The sequence below is a fragment of the Sphingomonas citri genome, assembly GCF_019429485.1.
Taxonomy (GTDB): Bacteria; Pseudomonadota; Alphaproteobacteria; order Sphingomonadales; family Sphingomonadaceae; genus Sphingomonas; species Sphingomonas citri.
The window spans coordinates 258,244-275,995 of record NZ_JAHXZN010000005.1; the positions used below are offsets into that span (position 1 = coordinate 258,244).

General features: G+C 69.4%; 14 protein-coding genes and 1 tRNA gene. 2 read left to right on the top strand and 13 right to left on the bottom strand.

Features of this window, described 5'->3' with window-relative positions:
* Positions 1 to 5: 5 nt before the first annotated feature.
* The 8 genes from thiE to KZ820_RS15330 form a co-directional block, all read right to left on the bottom strand.
* Positions 6 to 695, bottom strand: a complete 690-nt coding sequence (thiE, locus tag KZ820_RS15295; protein WP_219749453.1) for a thiamine phosphate synthase — start codon at positions 693 to 695, stop codon at positions 6 to 8.
* A gap of 339 nt (positions 696 to 1,034) precedes the next feature.
* Positions 1,035 to 1,943 (bottom strand): class I fructose-bisphosphate aldolase, encoded by a 909-nt coding sequence (locus tag KZ820_RS15300; RefSeq protein ID WP_219749454.1) that lies wholly within the window; start codon positions 1,941 to 1,943, stop codon positions 1,035 to 1,037.
* Between the two features lie 23 nt (positions 1,944 to 1,966).
* The gene (locus KZ820_RS15305; RefSeq protein ID WP_219749455.1) at positions 1,967 to 2,347 is read right to left on the bottom strand and encodes a type II toxin-antitoxin system PemK/MazF family toxin; all 381 of its coding nucleotides are present in this window, start codon (positions 2,345 to 2,347) and stop codon (positions 1,967 to 1,969) included.
* Positions 2,338 to 2,580: a ribbon-helix-helix protein, CopG family gene (locus KZ820_RS15310; protein WP_219749456.1), complete on the bottom strand. Its 243-nt coding sequence runs from the start codon at positions 2,578 to 2,580 to the stop codon at positions 2,338 to 2,340. The genes KZ820_RS15305 and KZ820_RS15310 overlap by 10 nt, the downstream gene beginning before the upstream one ends.
* Positions 2,581 to 2,864: 284 nt before the next feature.
* Positions 2,865 to 3,269 carry a hypothetical protein gene (locus tag KZ820_RS15315; RefSeq protein WP_219749457.1) on the bottom strand — a complete coding sequence of 135 codons (405 nt, stop codon included), beginning with the start codon at positions 3,267 to 3,269 and terminating at the stop codon, positions 2,865 to 2,867.
* Between the two features lie 7 nt (positions 3,270 to 3,276).
* On the bottom strand, positions 3,277 to 5,196 hold the full coding sequence (dxs, locus tag KZ820_RS15320) for a 1-deoxy-D-xylulose-5-phosphate synthase (RefSeq protein WP_219749458.1): 1,920 nt from the start codon (positions 5,194 to 5,196) through the stop codon (positions 3,277 to 3,279).
* A 52-nt stretch (positions 5,197 to 5,248) separates the two neighbouring features.
* A complete protein-coding gene (locus KZ820_RS15325) occupies positions 5,249 to 5,716 on the bottom strand; it encodes a Fur family transcriptional regulator (protein ID WP_219749459.1) in 468 nt (155 codons plus the stop codon).
* Between the two features lie 46 nt (positions 5,717 to 5,762).
* Complete coding sequence (locus KZ820_RS15330) at positions 5,763 to 6,152, bottom strand: MerC domain-containing protein (protein WP_219749460.1); 390 nt, start codon at positions 6,150 to 6,152, stop codon at positions 5,763 to 5,765.
* Positions 6,153 to 6,263: 111 nt separating this feature from the next.
* Between KZ820_RS15330 and recJ the strand changes: the two genes are divergently transcribed.
* Both recJ and KZ820_RS15340 read left to right on the top strand, forming a co-directional pair.
* Positions 6,264 to 8,009: a single-stranded-DNA-specific exonuclease RecJ gene (gene recJ, locus KZ820_RS15335; RefSeq protein ID WP_219749461.1), complete on the top strand. Its 1,746-nt coding sequence runs from the start codon at positions 6,264 to 6,266 to the stop codon at positions 8,007 to 8,009.
* Between the two features lie 65 nt (positions 8,010 to 8,074).
* Positions 8,075 to 8,149, top strand: a tRNA-Glu gene (locus KZ820_RS15340).
* Between the two features lie 259 nt (positions 8,150 to 8,408).
* Here the strand turns inward: KZ820_RS15340 and KZ820_RS15345 are convergent.
* The 5 genes from KZ820_RS15345 to paoC form a co-directional block, all read right to left on the bottom strand.
* Entirely contained in the window at positions 8,409 to 9,890 is a 1,482-nt protein-coding gene (locus KZ820_RS15345; protein ID WP_219749462.1) for a tryptophan halogenase family protein, read from the bottom strand.
* Positions 9,887 to 10,912: a cupin-like domain-containing protein gene (locus KZ820_RS15350; RefSeq protein ID WP_308462245.1), complete on the bottom strand. Its 1,026-nt coding sequence runs from the start codon at positions 10,910 to 10,912 to the stop codon at positions 9,887 to 9,889. The genes KZ820_RS15345 and KZ820_RS15350 overlap by 4 nt, the downstream gene beginning before the upstream one ends.
* Positions 10,909 to 11,628: a SapC family protein gene (locus tag KZ820_RS15355; RefSeq protein ID WP_219749463.1), complete on the bottom strand. Its 720-nt coding sequence runs from the start codon at positions 11,626 to 11,628 to the stop codon at positions 10,909 to 10,911. The genes KZ820_RS15350 and KZ820_RS15355 overlap by 4 nt, the downstream gene beginning before the upstream one ends.
* Before the next feature lie 276 nt (positions 11,629 to 11,904).
* Positions 11,905 to 15,081 carry a TonB-dependent receptor gene (locus tag KZ820_RS15360; protein ID WP_308462246.1) on the bottom strand — a complete coding sequence of 1,059 codons (3,177 nt, stop codon included), beginning with the start codon at positions 15,079 to 15,081 and terminating at the stop codon, positions 11,905 to 11,907.
* A 363-nt stretch (positions 15,082 to 15,444) separates the two neighbouring features.
* Positions 15,445 to 17,664: an aldehyde oxidoreductase molybdenum-binding subunit PaoC gene (gene paoC / locus KZ820_RS15365; protein WP_219749465.1), complete on the bottom strand. Its 2,220-nt coding sequence runs from the start codon at positions 17,662 to 17,664 to the stop codon at positions 15,445 to 15,447.
* Positions 17,665 to 17,752 lie beyond the last annotated feature (88 nt).

A 17,752-nucleotide genomic window follows, 5' to 3' on the forward strand; every position in this document is an offset into this window, starting at 1 on the left:
ACGACTCAGCCGCGGCGCGGCTCCAGCACATCGGCGAAGGCGCGCACCGCCGCCGCCTCGTCGCCGCCCCACACCGCACCCGACACGGCGAGGAAATCGGCGCCCGCGGCGACCAGCGGCGCGGCATTAGCGGGCGTGATCCCGCCGATCGCGACCGCGGGCAGCTCGAACACCGCCGACCACCATGACAGGATCACCGGCTCGGGGCGGTGCTTCACCTCCTTGGTGGTGGTGGAGTAGAAGCTGCCGAACGCGACATAGTCCGCGCCCGCCTCGCCCGCCTCCATCGCGAGGTGGCGGCTGTCGTGGCACGTCACGCCGATCTGGACCGAGGGGCCGAGGATCGCACGCGCCTCGCGCGGGTCGCCGTCCTCCTGCCCGAGGTGCACGCCGTCGGCGCCGAGCCTTTTGGCGAGGCTGACGCTGTCGTTGACGATGAAGGCGACGTCGCGCTCGCCGCAGAGGCGCTGGAGCGGCTCGGCCAGCCGCGCCGCCTGGTGCTGGTCCACATCCTTGACGCGGAACTGGAAGGCCGCGACCGGGCCGGCGTCGAGCGCGCGCGCGAGCCGGTCGGGGAAGGCGCCGGTAACGTCGAGCGGCGAGATGAGGTAGAGCTGGCACGGCGGCCGGCGATCGTCGCGCTGGAAGTTGACGGCGAAATCAGGGTCGAGCGGGCCGAGCGGGTCGTCTGTCATGTGCGTGCGACTAGCGGGTCGGGAACGCGGGGGGAAGCGGTCGTGCTTTCGGTGTCAGCCCCCGCCTCGCGTGCCCCGGGGAAGGCCGGGGCCCAGTTGGGGGACGCTCAGTAAGATCCACCGCGACCTTCCCACCTGGGCCCCGGCCTTCGCCGGGGGACGTGACGAATGTGCCACCGATCCACCGGAGGAATGAGCCCATCTCCTTACCGTCCGTCACCCCGGACTTAGTCCGGAATCCACTGAGCCGCGAAGATTGCAGGCGCTGCTCTGGCGGACGGGTGGATCTGGGGACAAGTCCGGGTCGACGGACAAGTTTGACTAAGCGCTAGAGCCCCCTCACCCCTCGCCGCGATAGATCGCGACCAGTTTCTCCAGCATCGCCAGCGCCTCGCCGCGCTCGCGCTGGAAGGTATTGCGGCCGATGATCGACCCGTTGCCGCCGCCCGCCAGGATGTCGCGCGCGTCCTGGTAGACCGCGTCGATCCCCTTGGCCGCGCCGCCCGAGAACACGACGATGCGTCGCCCCGCGAAGCTGGACTGGACGACGTGGCGGACGCGATCGGCCTGGTGCGACCAGTCGGTGCCCTCATAGGCCTTCTGCGCCTCCGGCTGCTCGATATGCGCGGTCGGCAGCTTGACCTTGATGATGTGCGCGCCGAGCAGAGCCGCCATGTGCGCGGCATAGGCGCCGACGTCGAGCGCCAGCTCGCCGTCCTTGCTGAGCTTGCCGCCGCGCGGATAGCTCCAGATCACGGTGGCGAGCCCCGCCGCCGCGGCCTCCTCGCGCAGCCCGCGAATCTGCTCCATCGACTCGAAGATGTCCTCCGAGCCGGGATAGATGGTGAAACCGATCGCGGCGCAGCCGAGCCGCAACGCGTCCTCGACGCTGCCGGTCTGCGCCTGCGCGTTGCGCGTCGCCCAGCTGTTCGAGCTGTTGAGCTTGAGGATGGTCGGGATCCGCCCCGCGAACGTGTCCGCCCCGGCCTCGAGCGAGCCGAGCGGCGCGGCGTAGGCCGAGAGGCCGGCGTCGACCGCGAGCTGGTAATGATAGTGCGGGTCGTAGGCCGGCGGGTTGACGGCGAAGCTGCGCGCCGGACCGTGCTCGAAGCCCTGGTCGACCGGCAGGATGATCAGCTTGCCCGTGCCGCCCAGCCTGCCGTGCATCAGGATGCGGGCGAGATTGGCTTTGATGGCCGGGCTGGTGGCCTCGTACTTGTCGAGGATGGACTTCACGATCGGAGTCATATTCGGTCCCTATCCAATTGTACTTAAAGCGCTAACCAGCGGCGCAGCGCCTGGTCGACCTGCTCCATGCGGGTCGCCGAGGCGTGGCCGATCACCCTGACGATGCGATGGCGACGCACCGAGGTGATGCGGTCCACCTGCACCTCGCACTCGACCATCAGCCCGGTATGCTCCTGCGGCGAGATCGCGACGCGGAACAACGACTCGCCCCCCACCACCGCGGTGAGCGGGCAGAGCGTGACGGTGGCGTGGGTCTCATTGAACAAGTCGGCCTGCACGACGACGCACACGCGCGGGCCGCCGGCCGCGTCCTCGGGCGCGGCGAGTTCGACGATGGCGCCGTGCGTGATCGTGGGCGCGGCCTCGGGTGTGGCGCTCGCCTGCTCGGCCAGCGTCACCGCCATGCCGAATCCTCCGCCTCGATCGTCTCCCAGAAGGCATAGTCCTGCTGCGTGTCGCGGCGCGAGGCGCGCTGCGACTGGCGCCGCGCCTCGCGCCGGAACGCCTCGTCGTGCAGCTCGACATACCGCCGCACCGCCTCGCGCGCGATGTCGCTTTTGCTACGGCCCTGCGTGCGCGCGACCGCGGCGAGCCGCTCCTCCAATTCCGTGTCGAGCCTGACGCCGAGCAACCGCACCTCCGTTTAACGCGTTAAACGATACGGCGCCTAGGCGTCGTTGGCAAGCCTCGTCTGTCCTACATCGGTGAGGCCGTGCGAGGATCGCAGCGCTCTTTCTCACTGTCGATATAGCGGAGACGTGCGCCGACCCAGCCGCGGATGTTGAGTCATGCTGCATCATCGACTCAACTTACTCAACATTCGGGCGTCGCGGACTTCGGAATGCGTGAGCGCGAACCGAGTTGCGCGCGTAAGCGGTCGGCGATCCCGGCCCTAAGGTCCTCCCCGCTCGCGGGAAGGATCTAGGACGGCCTCGCTCTCTCTCCGAGATACCGCACGAGCGCCGCCACGTCGGGCAGGTCCGCCACCAGCAGCGCGTCCCGCTCGACGGCCGTCGACAGCCCGAGCCGCGCGCCCGCATCGAGCGCCACGTCCTCCACCTCCGCGCGATCGAGCTTGAGGAAGCGACGCAGCGTGTCCTCCGGCCGCGGCACCACGCCGGCGCCATAGTACGGCACGAGCGCCTCCCGCACCGCCGGCGCGACGCGCGGGTCGAGCTCGGTGAAGCAGCCATCGAAGTCCGCCGCGGTCCAGGCCGCGCGCGCTGCCACCGCGCCGCGCACGCGCCGCACCATCAGCCAGTTGGCCCAAAGCATGCCGATCACGTACAGCGCGGTGAGCGCGCCGACCTTCTCCCAGCCGGTCACGCCCAAGTCAGGCGCGCGCGATCGCGCCCGCCTCGTTGTAGCGCAGCGCGGTCAGCACGGTGCGCACGATCGCGTCGGCGTCGAGCCCCGCCTCGGCGTACTGGACGTCGGGCTTGTCCTGATCCTGGAACAGGTCGGGCAGCCGCATCGTGCGGATGCGCAGGCCGGCGTCGGTCAGCCCCTCGTCCGAGGCGAGCGTCAGCACGTGCGCGCCGAGGCCGCCGATCGCGCCCTCCTCGATCGTCACCGCCACCTCGTGCGAGGTGAGCAGGCGCCGGACCAACGCCTCGTCGAGCGGCTTGGCGAAGCGCAGATCGGCCACCGTGGTGGAGAGGCCCTTGGCGTCGAGCGCGTCGGCCGCCTTGAGCGCCTCACCCAGCCGCGTGCCGAGCGACAGGATCGCCACCTTCTTGCCCTCGCGCACGACGCGCCCCTTGCCGATCTCGAGCGCCTTCGGCTCGACGGGAACGGCCACGCCGGTGCCGTTGCCGCGCGGGTAGCGCACCGCGATCGGTCCCGAGTCGTGCTCGACGCAGGTCTGCACCATGTGCGCCAGCTCGGCTTCGTCCGCCGCCGCCATCACCACCATGTTGGGCAGCGTGGCGAGATAAGTGACGTCGAAGCTGCCCGCGTGGGTGGCGCCGTCGGCACCGACCAGCCCGGCGCGGTCAATCGCGAAGCGTACCGGCAGGTTCTGGATCGCGACGTCGTGCACCACCTGGTCGTAGGCGCGCTGGAGGAAGGTCGAGTAGATCGCGCAGAACGGCCGCATGCCCTGCGCGGCGAGGCCGGCGGCGAAGGTCACGGCGTGCTGCTCGGCGATGCCGACGTCGAAGAAGCGCTCCGGGTGCGCGTTGGCGAACAGGTCGAGCCCGGTACCCGAGGGCATCGCCGCGGTGATCGCGCAGATCCGCTCGTCCTTGTCCGCCGCGGCGCTGAGCACCTGGCCGAAGACGTTCTGATAGGCCGGCGGCCCCGGCGGCGCCTTGGCCTGGGTGCCGGTAATCACGTCGAACTTCTGCACGCCGTGGTACTTGTCCGCGGCGTTCTCGGCGGGCGCGTAGCCCTTGCCCTTCTTGGTGACGACGTGAACGAGGATCGGCCCCTCCGCCGCGTCGCGCACGTTCTCAAGCACGGGAATGAGATGGTCGAGATTGTGGCCGTCGATCGGCCCGACATAGTAGAAGCCGAGCTCCTCGAACAACGTGCCGCCCATCGTCATGCCGCGGGCATATTCGTCGGTCTTGCGTAGTGAGGTGTGGAACGGCCGGGGCAGCCGACGCGCGAGCCGCTTCATCAGCTCGCGCACGCTGAGGAACTCGCGGCTGGACACCATGCGCGACAGATAGGCCGACAGCCCGCCCACCGGCGGCGCGATCGACATGTCGTTGTCGTTGAGGATCACGACCAGCCGGTTGCCCGCCGCCTCGGCGTTGTTCATCGCCTCATAGGCCATGCCAGCGGACATCGCGCCGTCGCCGATCACCGCGATCGCCTTGCCGGGGGCGCCGCTCAGCTTGTTGGCGGTGGCGAAGCCGAGCGCGGCCGAGATCGACGTCGAGCTGTGCGCCGCGCCGAACGGGTCGTATTCGCTCTCGCTGCGCTTGGTGAAGCCCGAGAGCCCCCCGCCCTGCCGCAGCGTGCGGATGCGGTCGCGCCGCCCGGTCAGGATCTTGTGCGGATAGCATTGGTGGCCGACGTCCCAGATCAGCCGATCGCGCGGCGTGTCGAAGACATAGTGGATCGCCACGGTGAGCTCGACCACGCCCAGGCCGGAGCCGAGATGGCCGCCGGTATGACCCACGGCGGAGATCGTCTCCTGGCGCAGCTCGTCGGCGAGCTGGCGGAGCTGGTCGGGCTTCAGGATGCGGAGCGCGTCGGGCGTCTCGACCGTGTCGAGCAGCGGGGTATCGGGGGCATCAGCCATCTACGCGGAATAGCTGAGCGACATCAGCCTGTCGATTACCGGAATCGGCGGTTCAGTGCGTGGCGGCGGCACAGTCGCGGCAGCGCCCGCGCAGCTCGATCACCGGCCGCTCGGCGGCGAAGCCCGAGGCCGCGGCGGCGTCGCGCAAACCGCGCGTGAGCGAGTCGTCGTCGAGGTGGGTGGTGGTGCCGCAGCCGTCGCACACCAGGAAGATACAGTCGTGGCGGCAGCCTGGATGGGCGTTCGCGACATAGGCGTTGGCGCTCTCCACCCGCTGCGCCAGGTTGGCCGCGACGAACAGGTCGAGGATCCGATACACGCTGTTGGCGGCGATCCGCCGCCCCTGGCTTCGCGACACTTCCTCCGCGATGTCATAGGCCGAGGCCGGCTTAGCGAAGCCGCTCAGCGCCGCGTAGACGCTCTCGCGCATCGCGGTCCACTGCTCGCCCGATCGCTCGAGCGTGCTGCGCGCGGCGGCCAGGAGGTCCGCGCCCTCGGGTTCGTGGTGACGATGCGCCATGGTCGATCCAAATTAAGCGCGGTATGCCCGCGCAGCAAGCGCCGGCTCAGCCGTGCGCGCGACGATTGACCGTATGCCCTGCTGCCAGCAGCACGACCCCCGCGATGGTCAGCAGCGACTCGACCGCGTGCGAGTCCCCATGCGGCACGACGATCGCCGCCGCCATCAGCGCCAGCCCGCCGCCGCCGAGCATGACCGGCAGCAGCCGCCGGTGCGCCAGCACGCCCCGCCCGAAAGCGAGCAGCCCGAGCGCGAGCGCGAGCACCAGTCCCACCTCGTGGATCAGCGGACTGCCGAGCAGCCCGCCCGCCGTCGACAGCAGCGCCACCGCCGCCGTGGTGGCGAGGCAGTGGACGACGCACGCCGCCGACAGCCAGATCGCCCAGCGGTCGATCCGACCGGGGCGCTCGCTGCGAGGGACGGGCGACGACGACATGCGGCGTCAATTAGGTGATGCGCCACGATGTTACAATGTCTCATGCGCGAATTTTCTCGCTCGCTTTGCGGCGCGTGACTTGCCCCTGTGCCCTGCGGTAGGAGCTTCGTGATGCGTCACGTACTCGATGTCGAGCGCTCGATCCTCGGCCAGCCCTGGCGCTGGCGCGCGCTGGCGGCCGACCAGCGCGAGCGGTTCGTCCCCGACGACCTTCTCACCCAATTGCTGCTGGCGCGGGGTTGCCCGCGCGAAGGGCTCGACGCGCACAAGGCGCCGTCGATTCGCGTCTTCATGCCCGATCCGTCGATCTTCCGCGACATGGATGCCGCCGCCGAGCGGCTCGCCGACGCAGTGGTGGCGGGCGAGCAGGTCGCGGTGTTCGGCGACTATGACGTCGACGGCGCGACCTCGTCGGCGCTACTGGCGCGGCTGCTCGGCGCGCTCGGGCGCGAGCCGCGGGTCTACATCCCCGACCGGTTGACCGAAGGCTATGGCCCCAGCGTGGCGGCGATGGAACGCCTCGCTGCCGAGGGCGCGACGCTGATCGTCACGGTCGACTGCGGTGCGCAGGCGTTCGAGGCGCTTGCCGCGGCGCGTGCCGACGTCATCGTGGTCGATCACCACCAATGCGCCACCGAGCTGCCGCGCGCCCACGCCGTGGTGAACCCCAACCGCCGCGACGAGACCGATGGCGCCGCGCACGGCCATCTCGCGGCGGTCGGCGTCGCCTTCCTGCTCGGCGCGGCGCTGCTGCGCTTGCTGCGCGCGCGCGGTCATTTCGCCGCGCGCACCGAGCCGAAGCTGCTCGAGCTGCTCGACCTCGTCGCGCTCGGCACCGTCGCCGACGTGGCGCAGCTGCGCGGGCTCAACCGCGCCTTCGTCGCGCAGGGGCTCAAGGTGATGGCGCAGCGCCGCAACATCGGCCTGGCGGCGCTCGCCGACGCGGCACGACTGACCCGCCCGCCGACCGCGACCGATCTCGGCTTCGCGCTGGGACCGCGGATCAACGCGGGCGGCCGCGTCGGCCGCGCCGATCTCGGCGTACGGCTGCTCACCACGAAGGACCCGGTCGAGGCACGCACGCTCGCGGCCGAGCTCGACCGGCTCAACGAGGAGCGCCGCGCGATCGAGGCGATGGTGCAGGAAGCCGCCGAGGCGCTGCTCCACCAGGACCGTGCGGTCGGCGTCGTTGCCGGCAGCGGCTGGCACCCCGGCGTGATCGGGATCGTCGCGGGCCGGCTCAAGGAGAAGACCGGGCGCCCCGCGATCGTCATCGCGCTCGACGAGAGCGGCGTCGGCAAGGGATCGGGTCGCTCGATCACCGGCGTCGACCTCGGCGCCACGGTGCTGGCCGCGCGCGAGCAGGGGCTGCTGCTGGCAGGAGGCGGCCACGCCATGGCAGCAGGGCTGACGATCGCGGCCGATCAGGTCCCTGCCTTCGCCGAGTGGATCGAGGACCGGCTGGCCGACACTGTCGCCACCGCACAAGCCGGCCGCGCGCTGCTGGTCGACTCGGTGCTGGCACCCGGCGGCGTCACCGCGGCGCTGGTCGAGACGCTGGAGGCGGGCGGTCCGTATGGCAGCGGCTGGCCCGCCCCGCGCGTCGCGGTTGGCCCGGTGCGCGCGATCAAGGTAGACGTGGTCGGCAACGGTCATGTCCGCGCCATCGTCGCCGGCGACGACGGACGCAGCCTCAAGGCAATGGCCTTCCGCGCCGCCGACACCGCGCTCGGTCAGGCGCTGCTCGCCGCGGGACCGTCGCGGCGATTGTGGCTGGCGGGGCGCGCGCGCATCGACGAGTGGAGCGGCCGCGGTGCCGCCGAGCTCCACCTCGACGACGCCGCCTGGGCGGTGTGAGGCGCGGTGCGGCGAACCGGCTTGACCGCCCCGCGCTTTGTTCGTAACCGAGCTGCCGCCCTAGGGGCCCCTTCGTCTAGTGGTTAGGACGCGGCCCTTTCACGGCTGAAACACGGGTTCGAGCCCCGTAGGGGTCACCAACCGCGGAAAACTGCGGTTACATGGTCAGCGGAGTGTACGCGGTATCTCCGGTCAAAGGACCGGATCACTCGCCCTACGTACGACTGCTTCAGCGGGCTAGGCGGGTCAATCCTTCAAAGAAGCTCGGCATCGACGTCGGCTCGAGCCCCCCTCACTTGAGTGTATAAAGATAAGCGGTGATGTCATGCGCGTCACATGTTCGAATTGCCGCCGCGGAAAAAAGACGGCGCTTGCCTCGGATGACGGAAGACGTCTCGATCATTCTGCGGGAGCGGGCATGCCGAGCCGGTCCAGATACTGCTGGTGCGTCGGTAACGCCGCCACCTGGCGCGTCACGTCGCGGCCGAGCTCGGCGAGAGTCGCGGCGAGCCGCCCCGGCGGCATCAAGCGCGCGACCCGATTGTGCGCTTCCGGCATGAGCCGCTGGCCGAGCAGCACCTGGACCCAGGACGTGACCGTGAACAGCTCGTCGCTCGCCTGAAAGGCTTGGGCTCCCTCGCGAAACAGCGCGAGCCGCGCCGCCAGGCTGTCGGGCAGCGGCATGTCGCGCAGCCGCTGCCAGAACGGCTCGTCGCGCTGATTGACGTGATAATGGAGGATGATGAAGTCGCGCACGCCTTCGATCTCGCGACGCGCCATGTCGTTGAAGCGCGCCGCCAGCGACTCGGTCACTCCGTCATAGGGGAAGAGCTGGAGCAGCCGGGTCAGCGCGATCATGATCAGGTGGATGCTGGTCGACTCGAGGGGCTCGACGAAACCGCCGGCGAGGCTCAGCGCGACGCAGTTGCGCTCCCACGCGCGCTCGCGCCGGCCTGTACGGAAGCGGATCAGCCGCGGCTCGATCAGCACCTCGCCGTCTATTTTGTCGAGCAGCCGAGCGCGCGCCGCGTCGTCCGACAGATAGGCACTGCTGTAGACGATGCCGTTGCCGACGCGATGCTGCAGCGGGATCCGCCACTGCCAGCCCGCGTCATGTGCGATCGCGCGCGTGTACGGCACCGCGGGTCCGGTCGCCGCGGTCTGTACCGCGATGGCGCGGTCGGTCGGCAGCCAGTCAGTCCAGTCCTCGTAGCCGACCCCGAGCGTCTCGCCGATCAGCAGCGCACGGAAGCCGGTGCAATCGAGGAAGAAGTCACCCTGGACCCGGCGGCCGTCGGCCATCACCAGCGCGGCGATGTTCCCGCTGGCGTCGCGCTCGGCGCGCTCGATCCGTCCCTGGATGCGGACGAGGCCGTCGCTCTCGCAGCGCTCGCGCAGGTAGCGGGCGTAACGCGCGGCGTCGAAGTGAAAGGCATAGTTGAGCGCGGCCGCGGGCGGTCCCGCGAAGCGCCCGGCCCGCGCGGCCTCATGCTCGACGCAATAGGCGCCGATCTCATCGGCGACGCCCTGCGCGCGCGCCTCGAGCCAGAAATGGTGGAAGTCCGCCATCCAGGTCGACCGGCCCAGCGTGCCGAACGAGTGGAGATAGTGCTCGTCCGGCCGCGACCAGCCCTCGAACGAGATGCCGAGCTTGTAGCTGGCGCCGGTGGCGCGGACGAAATCCTGCTCGTCGATGCCGATCAGCTGGTGGAAGGCGCGCACCGTCGGGATCGTCGATTCGCCGACCCCGACCGTGCCGATCTCCTCCGATTCGACCAACGTCACCTCGATCAGCGCGCCCAGCTGGCGCGTCAGGATCGCGGCGGCGAGCCAGCCCGCGGTGCCGCCCCCGGCGATGACGACACGGCGCACCGGCCTCACCGGTTGAGCTTCCGCAGCAGCTCCGCGCGCAGCCGCCGCGCGCCGAGCTCGTCGAGCCGCGCCAGCGCGCCGCGCGCGTGCGCGGGCAGATGCGCTGCGGGGCGCTCGGGGTCACCGAAGACGTAATAGTCGAACATCGCGTGCCACGCCGCCTTCTCGCCCGCGGGGCGGTCGCGCAGGCTGAGCAATGCGTGGAGCAGCGTGTTCATCGGCGTATCCATGAAGGCCGGCGCCTCGTTCCACCAGTAATTGACGAGCACGTTGAGTGTATCGAGCGCCTCGACCTGGTGCCACCACAGCGCGGGGTAGACCACGGCGTCGCCCGGCTCTAGCTCGGCCACCTGCGCCGCCGCGACCGCCTCGGCGAAGCGTGGGTACCGATCGAGGTCGGGGTCGCGGAAGTCGACCATCGAGACTACCTGCCCGCCCGGGGTCGGCGCGAGCGGACCGGGGTAGAGGTTGGCGACCTGGTCGGGCGGGAACAACGTGAAACGGCGACGCCCGGCGCCGACCACTGCGACGTTGTTCGACATGTCGTGGTGCGCCACCGCGGTGGTACGGTTGCCGATCCATATACTCCGCAGCGCGCGGTCGAAGCCTGCCTCGGGCAGCGGATTGGCGTCAGCGAGACCGGGGAAGAACAGGTCGAGGTCGGTCGAGCCGACGTAGAAGGACTCGGCGTCGTCGCGGTCGCGCGCGGCGAGCAGGCGCGCGAGATAATCGTCGAGGCGGACGCGCTCGCCCTCGAAGTCGAGCCGGGTCACCTCGGCGTCGTAGAAGTAGCGACCGCCCAGCTCGGCGCGCGCGGTATAGCCCACCACCGGGTGGCCGTTGTAGTACTCGAGGAGATAGTCAGCCAGCGCGCGCGGCCCCTCCCGCCCTGCCGCGACCAGCGGCCAGTCGGCGACGAGCCCGCGCACCACCACCGGCTCGCCCGCGGCGACCAGCGCGGCGAGGTCGCGTGCCGACGGATCGTCCGCCGCGATCTCACGCGCGCGCCGATCGGTGATCGGCGCGGTCACGCCGCTGCCCGTCGCTTGTTCTTGAGCTCGATCAGCCGCGACACGTTCGCCAGCGACGCCGCCGCCATCGTCGCGAGCCGCAGCAGCCCGGCGCGGTGGAGCCGCACCACGTCCGCGTCGGGCAGCGCGGCGAGCGCGCCCTCGTCGACGGCGAGCACGCCGGGCACGTTGTAGCCGCCCTCGTCGCCGAGGTCGATCTCGAGCACCACGTCGCGCAGCAGCCCCGCCGCGGCGAGCTGGGCATTGATCGCGCGCGCCTGCTGCGTACCCTCGTAGATGGTGCGCAGCGCCGCCGAGACATGCTGGAGATACGGCGCGTCGCCGCCGTGCGGCAGGAAGAGCGGCAGGCCCGCATCGTCGCCGACGCGCGGATCGTCGAGGTCGACGTGGACCATCGGCTCACCCGCCTCGCCGCCGCCCGCGTCCCGCGTCAGCGCGATCGAGAAGGGACCGCGGCGCTGTATCGCGGGGACGTAGCGGCTGGTCCAGCCCTGCTCGCCCAGGAAGAGGTTCTCGTCCGAGTCGAGACCGAGCAGCACGATCGCGTCGATCGAGTCACCGTCGCGACGGAACAGGATCGGGAAGTCGCGCTGCGCCTGTTCGAACTCGCCCGGGTAGATCGGGAGCTGGTTGGCGCGGTCACCGAATTCGGCACCAACACGCGGCGCGACGCGCATCTCGGCATGGTCGACGTTGTTGAGCAGGACTCGGTTCATGCGACTCTCTCGACGCGGCGATGCCGCTCTCTCCGGAGCCGTTGTGCACCAGAGCATTTCAGCACGAAAGCGACGATTCGCACCGTCGTAGACGTCAAAAGGGCCGCCACCCCGGACCCGTCTCGGGATCCACCGAGCCGCCCAGCCGAGCGGTGAGGCTCTCGCATCACGGTGGATCCTGAAACGAGCTCAGGATGACGGCACACTGAGGAAGACGGTCGCTCACCGGGAAAGAGAAGGGGGCCACCAAAGGCGGGCGGCCCCCTCCCCTCAACCTCAGAACTTGTAGCGCGCGCCCAGTAGGAAGCGGGGCTTGAGCTCTTGCGCCAGCACCAGGTTCCGCTCGGTGCGACCGTAGGTCTTGACGCTCTCGCTGGTCAGGTTGATCCCCTCCAGCGTCACCGCGATGGTGTCGTTGACGTCGTAGCTGATGTTGACGTCGAGCGTGCCGAACGGCGCGACGAACAGCGGGTTGCGGTTGCCGCCCTGGTTGGTCGCGGCGAGGTACTTGTCGCGCCAGTTGTAGGCGAGACGCGCCGAGATGCCGTTCTTGTCGTAGATCGCGGTGGCGTTGGCGCTGTTGCCCAGGCCGGTCAGCGCGAAGATGTTGACCGTCGGGTCGGCATAGGGATCGACGTTAACGTCGCCGCTCACCTTGGTGAACGAACCGGCGAAGCCGAAGCCCGTGTTGCCGAAGAAGTTGGTCCACGCCAGCTCGAAGCCGTGGATCTTGCCCTCGCGGTTGTTGATCGGCTGCGACACCGAGAAGTTGAACAGCGGATCGTTGGCGTCGGACGAGATGTCGATCTGCGACAGCACCTGATCGACGAAGGTCTGCTGCAGGCCGCGGCCGGCGACATAATTGGCGTTGAACTGCGAGGTCGCCGCCGCCTGGTTGCCGCCGTTCTGCACCAGCAGCGCGGTGTAGGTGAACAGGTTGACGTCGCTCAGGTCATAGCCGCTGGAGCGGAGGAACGCCGCCGCGGTGCCGGAACGCGACCCAGCCGCGCCCGAGCTGGGATCGCGCAGACCGAACAGGTTCTGGTTGATCACGCCCGTGCCGAGGAAGTTGGCGACGCGCTTGTCGAAGAAGCCGACCGACACGAAGCTCGACGGCTTGTAGTACCATTCCAGCGAGACGTCGAAGTTATCCGACAGCAGCGGCAGCAGGTTGGCATTGCCGGTGCTGCCGGTCGGGATGCCGCCGAGCAGCGTCGGGCGACCCGGCGCACCCGCGGAGGCGGTGGCGAACAGGTTGCCGTAATCGGGTCGCGCCAGCGTGCGGCTGAACGAGACGCGTGCCTTCACGTTGGTGATCGGCTCGATGCTGAAGTCGACCGATGGCAGCAGATTCTCGTACTTGCCGCGCTGGCGGATCGCGGTGAACACGCCGCTGGCATCGCCGCGGAAGTCGTTGTCGGCAGTCCAGACGATGTTGTTGTACGTCTGCACCGCGTCCGAGACCACGCGGGTCTGCTCGTACCGCGCGCCGATCACGAGGTTCGCTGCGCGATTGGCGACCTCGCCGTTCCAGGTGAACTGGCCGAAAACGGCCCAGATCTTCTCCTGCACCGTGTCGTCCGCGGGTGCCGAGGGCGCCGGCGGCTGGCCGAGACCCGTGTAATAGGGGCTTAGCACGTTGTAGAGGTCGATGGCGTTGCCGCGGAAGGCGATCAGCGACGATCCTTCCGACGCCGGGTTGAAGTGGTCGAACTTGCAGGTCAGGCAATATTGCTGAACGAGATCGGGCGCGAGCTGCTGGATGATGCCCGGGTTCTGCAGACCCCAGTCGCCCAGCGTCTGCTGGGTCTGGCTCTGCGTCGAGTGCATCTTCGAGTCGGTGTACGACCCGCCCGCGTCGAAGCGGCTGCCACCGCCGAGATCCCAGCCCAGTCGCGCCTGGATCTGGTCGATCCGCTGCGTCTGACGCGAGATGATCGTGCGCGCCGGCGCCGCGCCGAGATCACCGATGTCGAGCACGCCGTTGCAATTGCCCTTGGGCGCATCGGCCGGGGTCGCGCGATAGCAGTCGTTGATGATCTGCGCCTGCTGCGGGAAGCCGGTGCTGAAGTCGAGCGAGTGCCCCGCGATCACCGGCGCGCCGAGCGCGACGGTGGTGGCGGTAGTGCCGTTGGGGTTGTCGGGCGACGACTTCGACTCGGAGTGATGGCCGTCGAGCGTCAGCGTGAGGTTCGGCGCGAAATCCCACTTCGCGTTGAGGCCGACCGACGCGAGCCGCGCCTTGGTGGCGGCCTGCTGCTGCTCGAAACCCTCGTCCTTCGGGCTGGTCGGCAGATAGTCGCGCAGGAAGATCGCGGTCGCCATGTTCGGGTTGTCGTCGAAGCGGACTTCGCTGAACGGACGGTTGAACCAGTTGGTCTGCTCGCTGCGCTGCTCGCGTAGGCGATTCTGCGCGAACAGGCTGTCGACCGTGAACTCGAGCGTGTCGGTCGGGCGGAATTGCAGCACGCCCTGGAAGTTGATGCGCTCGCGGCGGTTCTCGGAGAACTGGTAGCGGCTGTCGTTGGGCACCAGCACATAGGGCGCCGTCGGCCGATTGCCGTCCAGCACCGTCGTCGAGTTGATGAAGGTACCCGGGTTGAAGAAGTCGGCCGTCGGGATGACGTTCCAATAGTTCGGGTTCGACTGCGCCGAGGCCGAGTAGCGCAGCTGGTAGCTGCCGAACACGGCCGCGCCGAACGTGCCTTCCTCGTTCTTGTAGTTGAGCAGGCCCGAGACCTCGGGCGTGACGCGGTGCTTGTCGCCGACCGCCTTCTCCACCGAGGTGTCGTACAGCGCCTTGGCGCCGATCGAGCCGGTCACGCCGGTCTCGCGCGAGTTGAGCGGCTTGCGCGTGTCGATGTTGATCGTCGCGCCGATACCGCCGGTCGGCACCGAGGCGCGGCCGGTCTTGTAGACCTCCAGCCCGCTGACGCCTTCCGAGGCGATGTTCTGGAAGTCGAACGAGCGGCCCGCACCGCGCGCGAACAGGTTGCCGCCGCTGGTGTCGATGTTGGTCGCGGGCAGCTGGCGGCCGTTGATCGTCACGAGGTTGAAGCCGCCCGAGAAGCCTCGCACCGCCACCTGCGAGCCCTCGCCGTTGACGCGGTTGATCGACACGCCGGTGATGCGCTGGAGCGATTCAGCGAGGTTGGTGTCGGGGAACTTGCCGATGTCCTCGGCCGAGATCGCGTCGACGACGCCCGGCGAGTCGCGCTTGATCGCGATCGCGCGATCGAGGCTGGCACGGACGCCGGTGACGACGATGTCGTCGACCGCGCCATTCTCCTGATCCGCGACAGTGCCCGACCGTGCGGTGTCGCTGTCGACGGCCTGGCCGCCGCCGGGCTGGGCGTTGGTCGCCGACGGCTCACCGCCAGTGGCCTGCGCGAACACGGGCGCGGCAGCGATCGCCAGCGCCCCGAACGACGTGGACAGAGCAAGCTTCGACAAGACGTTAAGGCTCTTCATCATCCCCCCCTGGTGCGCTGCTGCGGAACCTTCCGCAGGCACGGCCGGTGCCCCTGTGAGGTCACCAGATGTGATAACGCTATCAAGTAGAACGACGCTGTCAACTCAGCCGGTGGTATAATCTCATCGCCGATTGATCGGACAATAGTCTTCCAAATGACGCATTTAATTCAGTTATTTGCTTTATTCTTTTGCACTGCTGCTGCCGGTTTTCATGGCTCGGTCGCTATAAACTCCGGGATTTTGAGCCTCTTGCGCCTGTGTGACAGGTCGTCGCCTGGAGGATAACGCGAGAACGCGCCCGCTCTGTCGAGCGGACGCGTTCTCAGATGGCGGCGTTTCGGTTCAGGCGAGCGACGGCAGCTTAGACAGATGTTTGTCGAGTGTGACCGGATAGTCACGCACGCGGACGCCGGTGGCGTTGTAGATCGCGTTCGCCACCGCGGCGCCGACCCCGCACAGGCCGAGCTCACCGACTCCCTTGGCCTTCATCGGGTTGGCCTTGTCGTCCGCCTCGTCGAGGAACACCACGTCCTGGTGCGGGATATCGGCATGGACCGGCACCTCATAGGTGGCGAGGTCGTGATTGATGAACAGGCCGAAGCGCGTGTCGACCGCCAGCTCCTCCATCAGTGCGGAGCCGACCCCCATCGTCATCGCCCCGATCACCTGGCTGCGCGCCGACTTGGGATTGATGATACGGCCCGCCGCGCACACGGCGAGCATCCGCCGCAGCCGCGTCGCGCCGGTGTAGGCATCGACGCCTACCTCGACGAAATGCGCGCCGAAGGTGGAGAGCTGCCACGTCTTATCGAGCCCGCCATATTCGATCTTGTCCTCGCCGGTCAGCTCGCCCTGCGCCGCCGCCTCGGTGAGCGGCACCGAGCGGTTGCCGGAGACCACCTTGCCGCCGGCGAAGCGCGCGTCGGCCGAGTTGACGCCGACGCGCTGCGCCACCGCCTCGCGCAGCTTCACGCAGGCGGCGTAGACGCCCGCGGTGGCGTTGGCGGCGCCGAACTGGCCGCCCGATCCGGCGGAAACCGGGAAGGCGGAATCGCCGAGCTTCACGCTGACCTGCTCGATCGGCACACCCATCATCTCGGCCGCGGTCTGCGCGATGATCGTGTAGCTGCCGGTGCCGATGTCCGTCATGTCGGTCTCGACCGTCACGCGCCCGTCTCGCCCGAGCCGCACGCGCGCGCCCGAGGGATAGTTGATGTGGTTGCGGAAGGCCGAGGCCACGCCCATCCCCACCAGCCAGCGCCCGTCGCGCACCCGCGCCGGCGTGGCGTTGCGCCGCGACCAGCCGAAGCGCTCGGCGCCCTCGCGCAGGCAGCGCACCAGCTGGCGCTCGGAGAAGCGCCGCTCGGGCTTCTCGGGATCGACCATCGTGTCGTTGCGGACGCGGAAGTCGACGGGGTCGAGCTTGAGCTGCTCGGCCATCTCGTCGATCGCGATCTCCAACGCCATCATGCCCGGCGCCTCGCCCGGCGCGCGCATCGCGTTGCCCTCGGGCAGGTCGAGCACCGCCAGCCGCATCGCGGTCAGCCGGTTCTTGCCGGCGTACAGTAGTTTGGTCTGGTTGACCGCGGTCTCGGGGCTGCCGCCGGGCTGGTCGCCCGAGCCGCTCTCGTGCGCGATCGCGGTGATCATGCCATCGCGCGTGGCGCCGATGCGGATGCGCTGGCGAGTCGCCGGGCGGTGAGTGGCGTTGTTCGCCATCTGCGGGCGGGTGAGCGCGACCTTGACCGGCCGCTTCGCCGCGCGCGCGCCGAGCGCCGCCAGCACCGCGTCGGCGCGCAGGAACAGCTTTCCGCCGAAGCCGCCGCCGACGTATGGCGATATCAGCCGCACCTTCTCCTTGGGCATGTTGAGCGTGGTCGCGAGGTCGCCCCGACCCCAGTCGATCATCTGGTTGGAGGTCCACACCGTGAGCTCGTCACCCTCCCACATTGCCAGCGACGCGAACGGCTCCATCATCGCGTGGCTGTGGTCGGGCGTGGTGTAGCCCTGGTCGAGTTTGACCGGCGCCGCGGCGAACGCCTTCTCGAACGCGCCGGTGCGATCGACTGGCGGGGCGCCGCTGCCCTCGTCGCTGTCGCCGCCGGTGAGCGGTGCGGTCTTGAGCGCGCTGTCGAGGTCGAAGCGGCCGGCGGTGCGCGCATAATCGACGCGGACCAGCGCGGCCGCGGCGCGTGCCTGCTCGAACGTCTCCGCCACCACCAACGCGATCGCCTGGTGATAATGGTCGACGTCGGGGCCGCCGAACAGCTTGACCGTGTTGTACTTGCCCTTCCCGAGCTTGCCCGCGTCGGCCGCGGTCACCACCGCGATCACGCCCGGGGCTGCCTTGGCGGCGGCGGTGTCGAGCGTGCGGATGCGGCCTTTCGCCACCGCGGCGCCGACGATATAGCCATAGGCCTGGTCGCCGGCGACCTCGTGGTGCTCATAGGCGTAGGGCGCGCGGCCGCTGGTCTTGAGCGGGCCGTCGACGCGGTCGTGCGCGCGGCCAACCACTGTCATCGCGTCGATCGGGTTGGTGCCTGCGGGGGTGTCGAACTTCATGGCCTCAACCCTTCTTCTGCGCCGGCGTGCCCGCCTGGGCGAGCACCGCGGCGAGCGCGCGCGTCGCCAGCGGCAGCTTGAACGCATT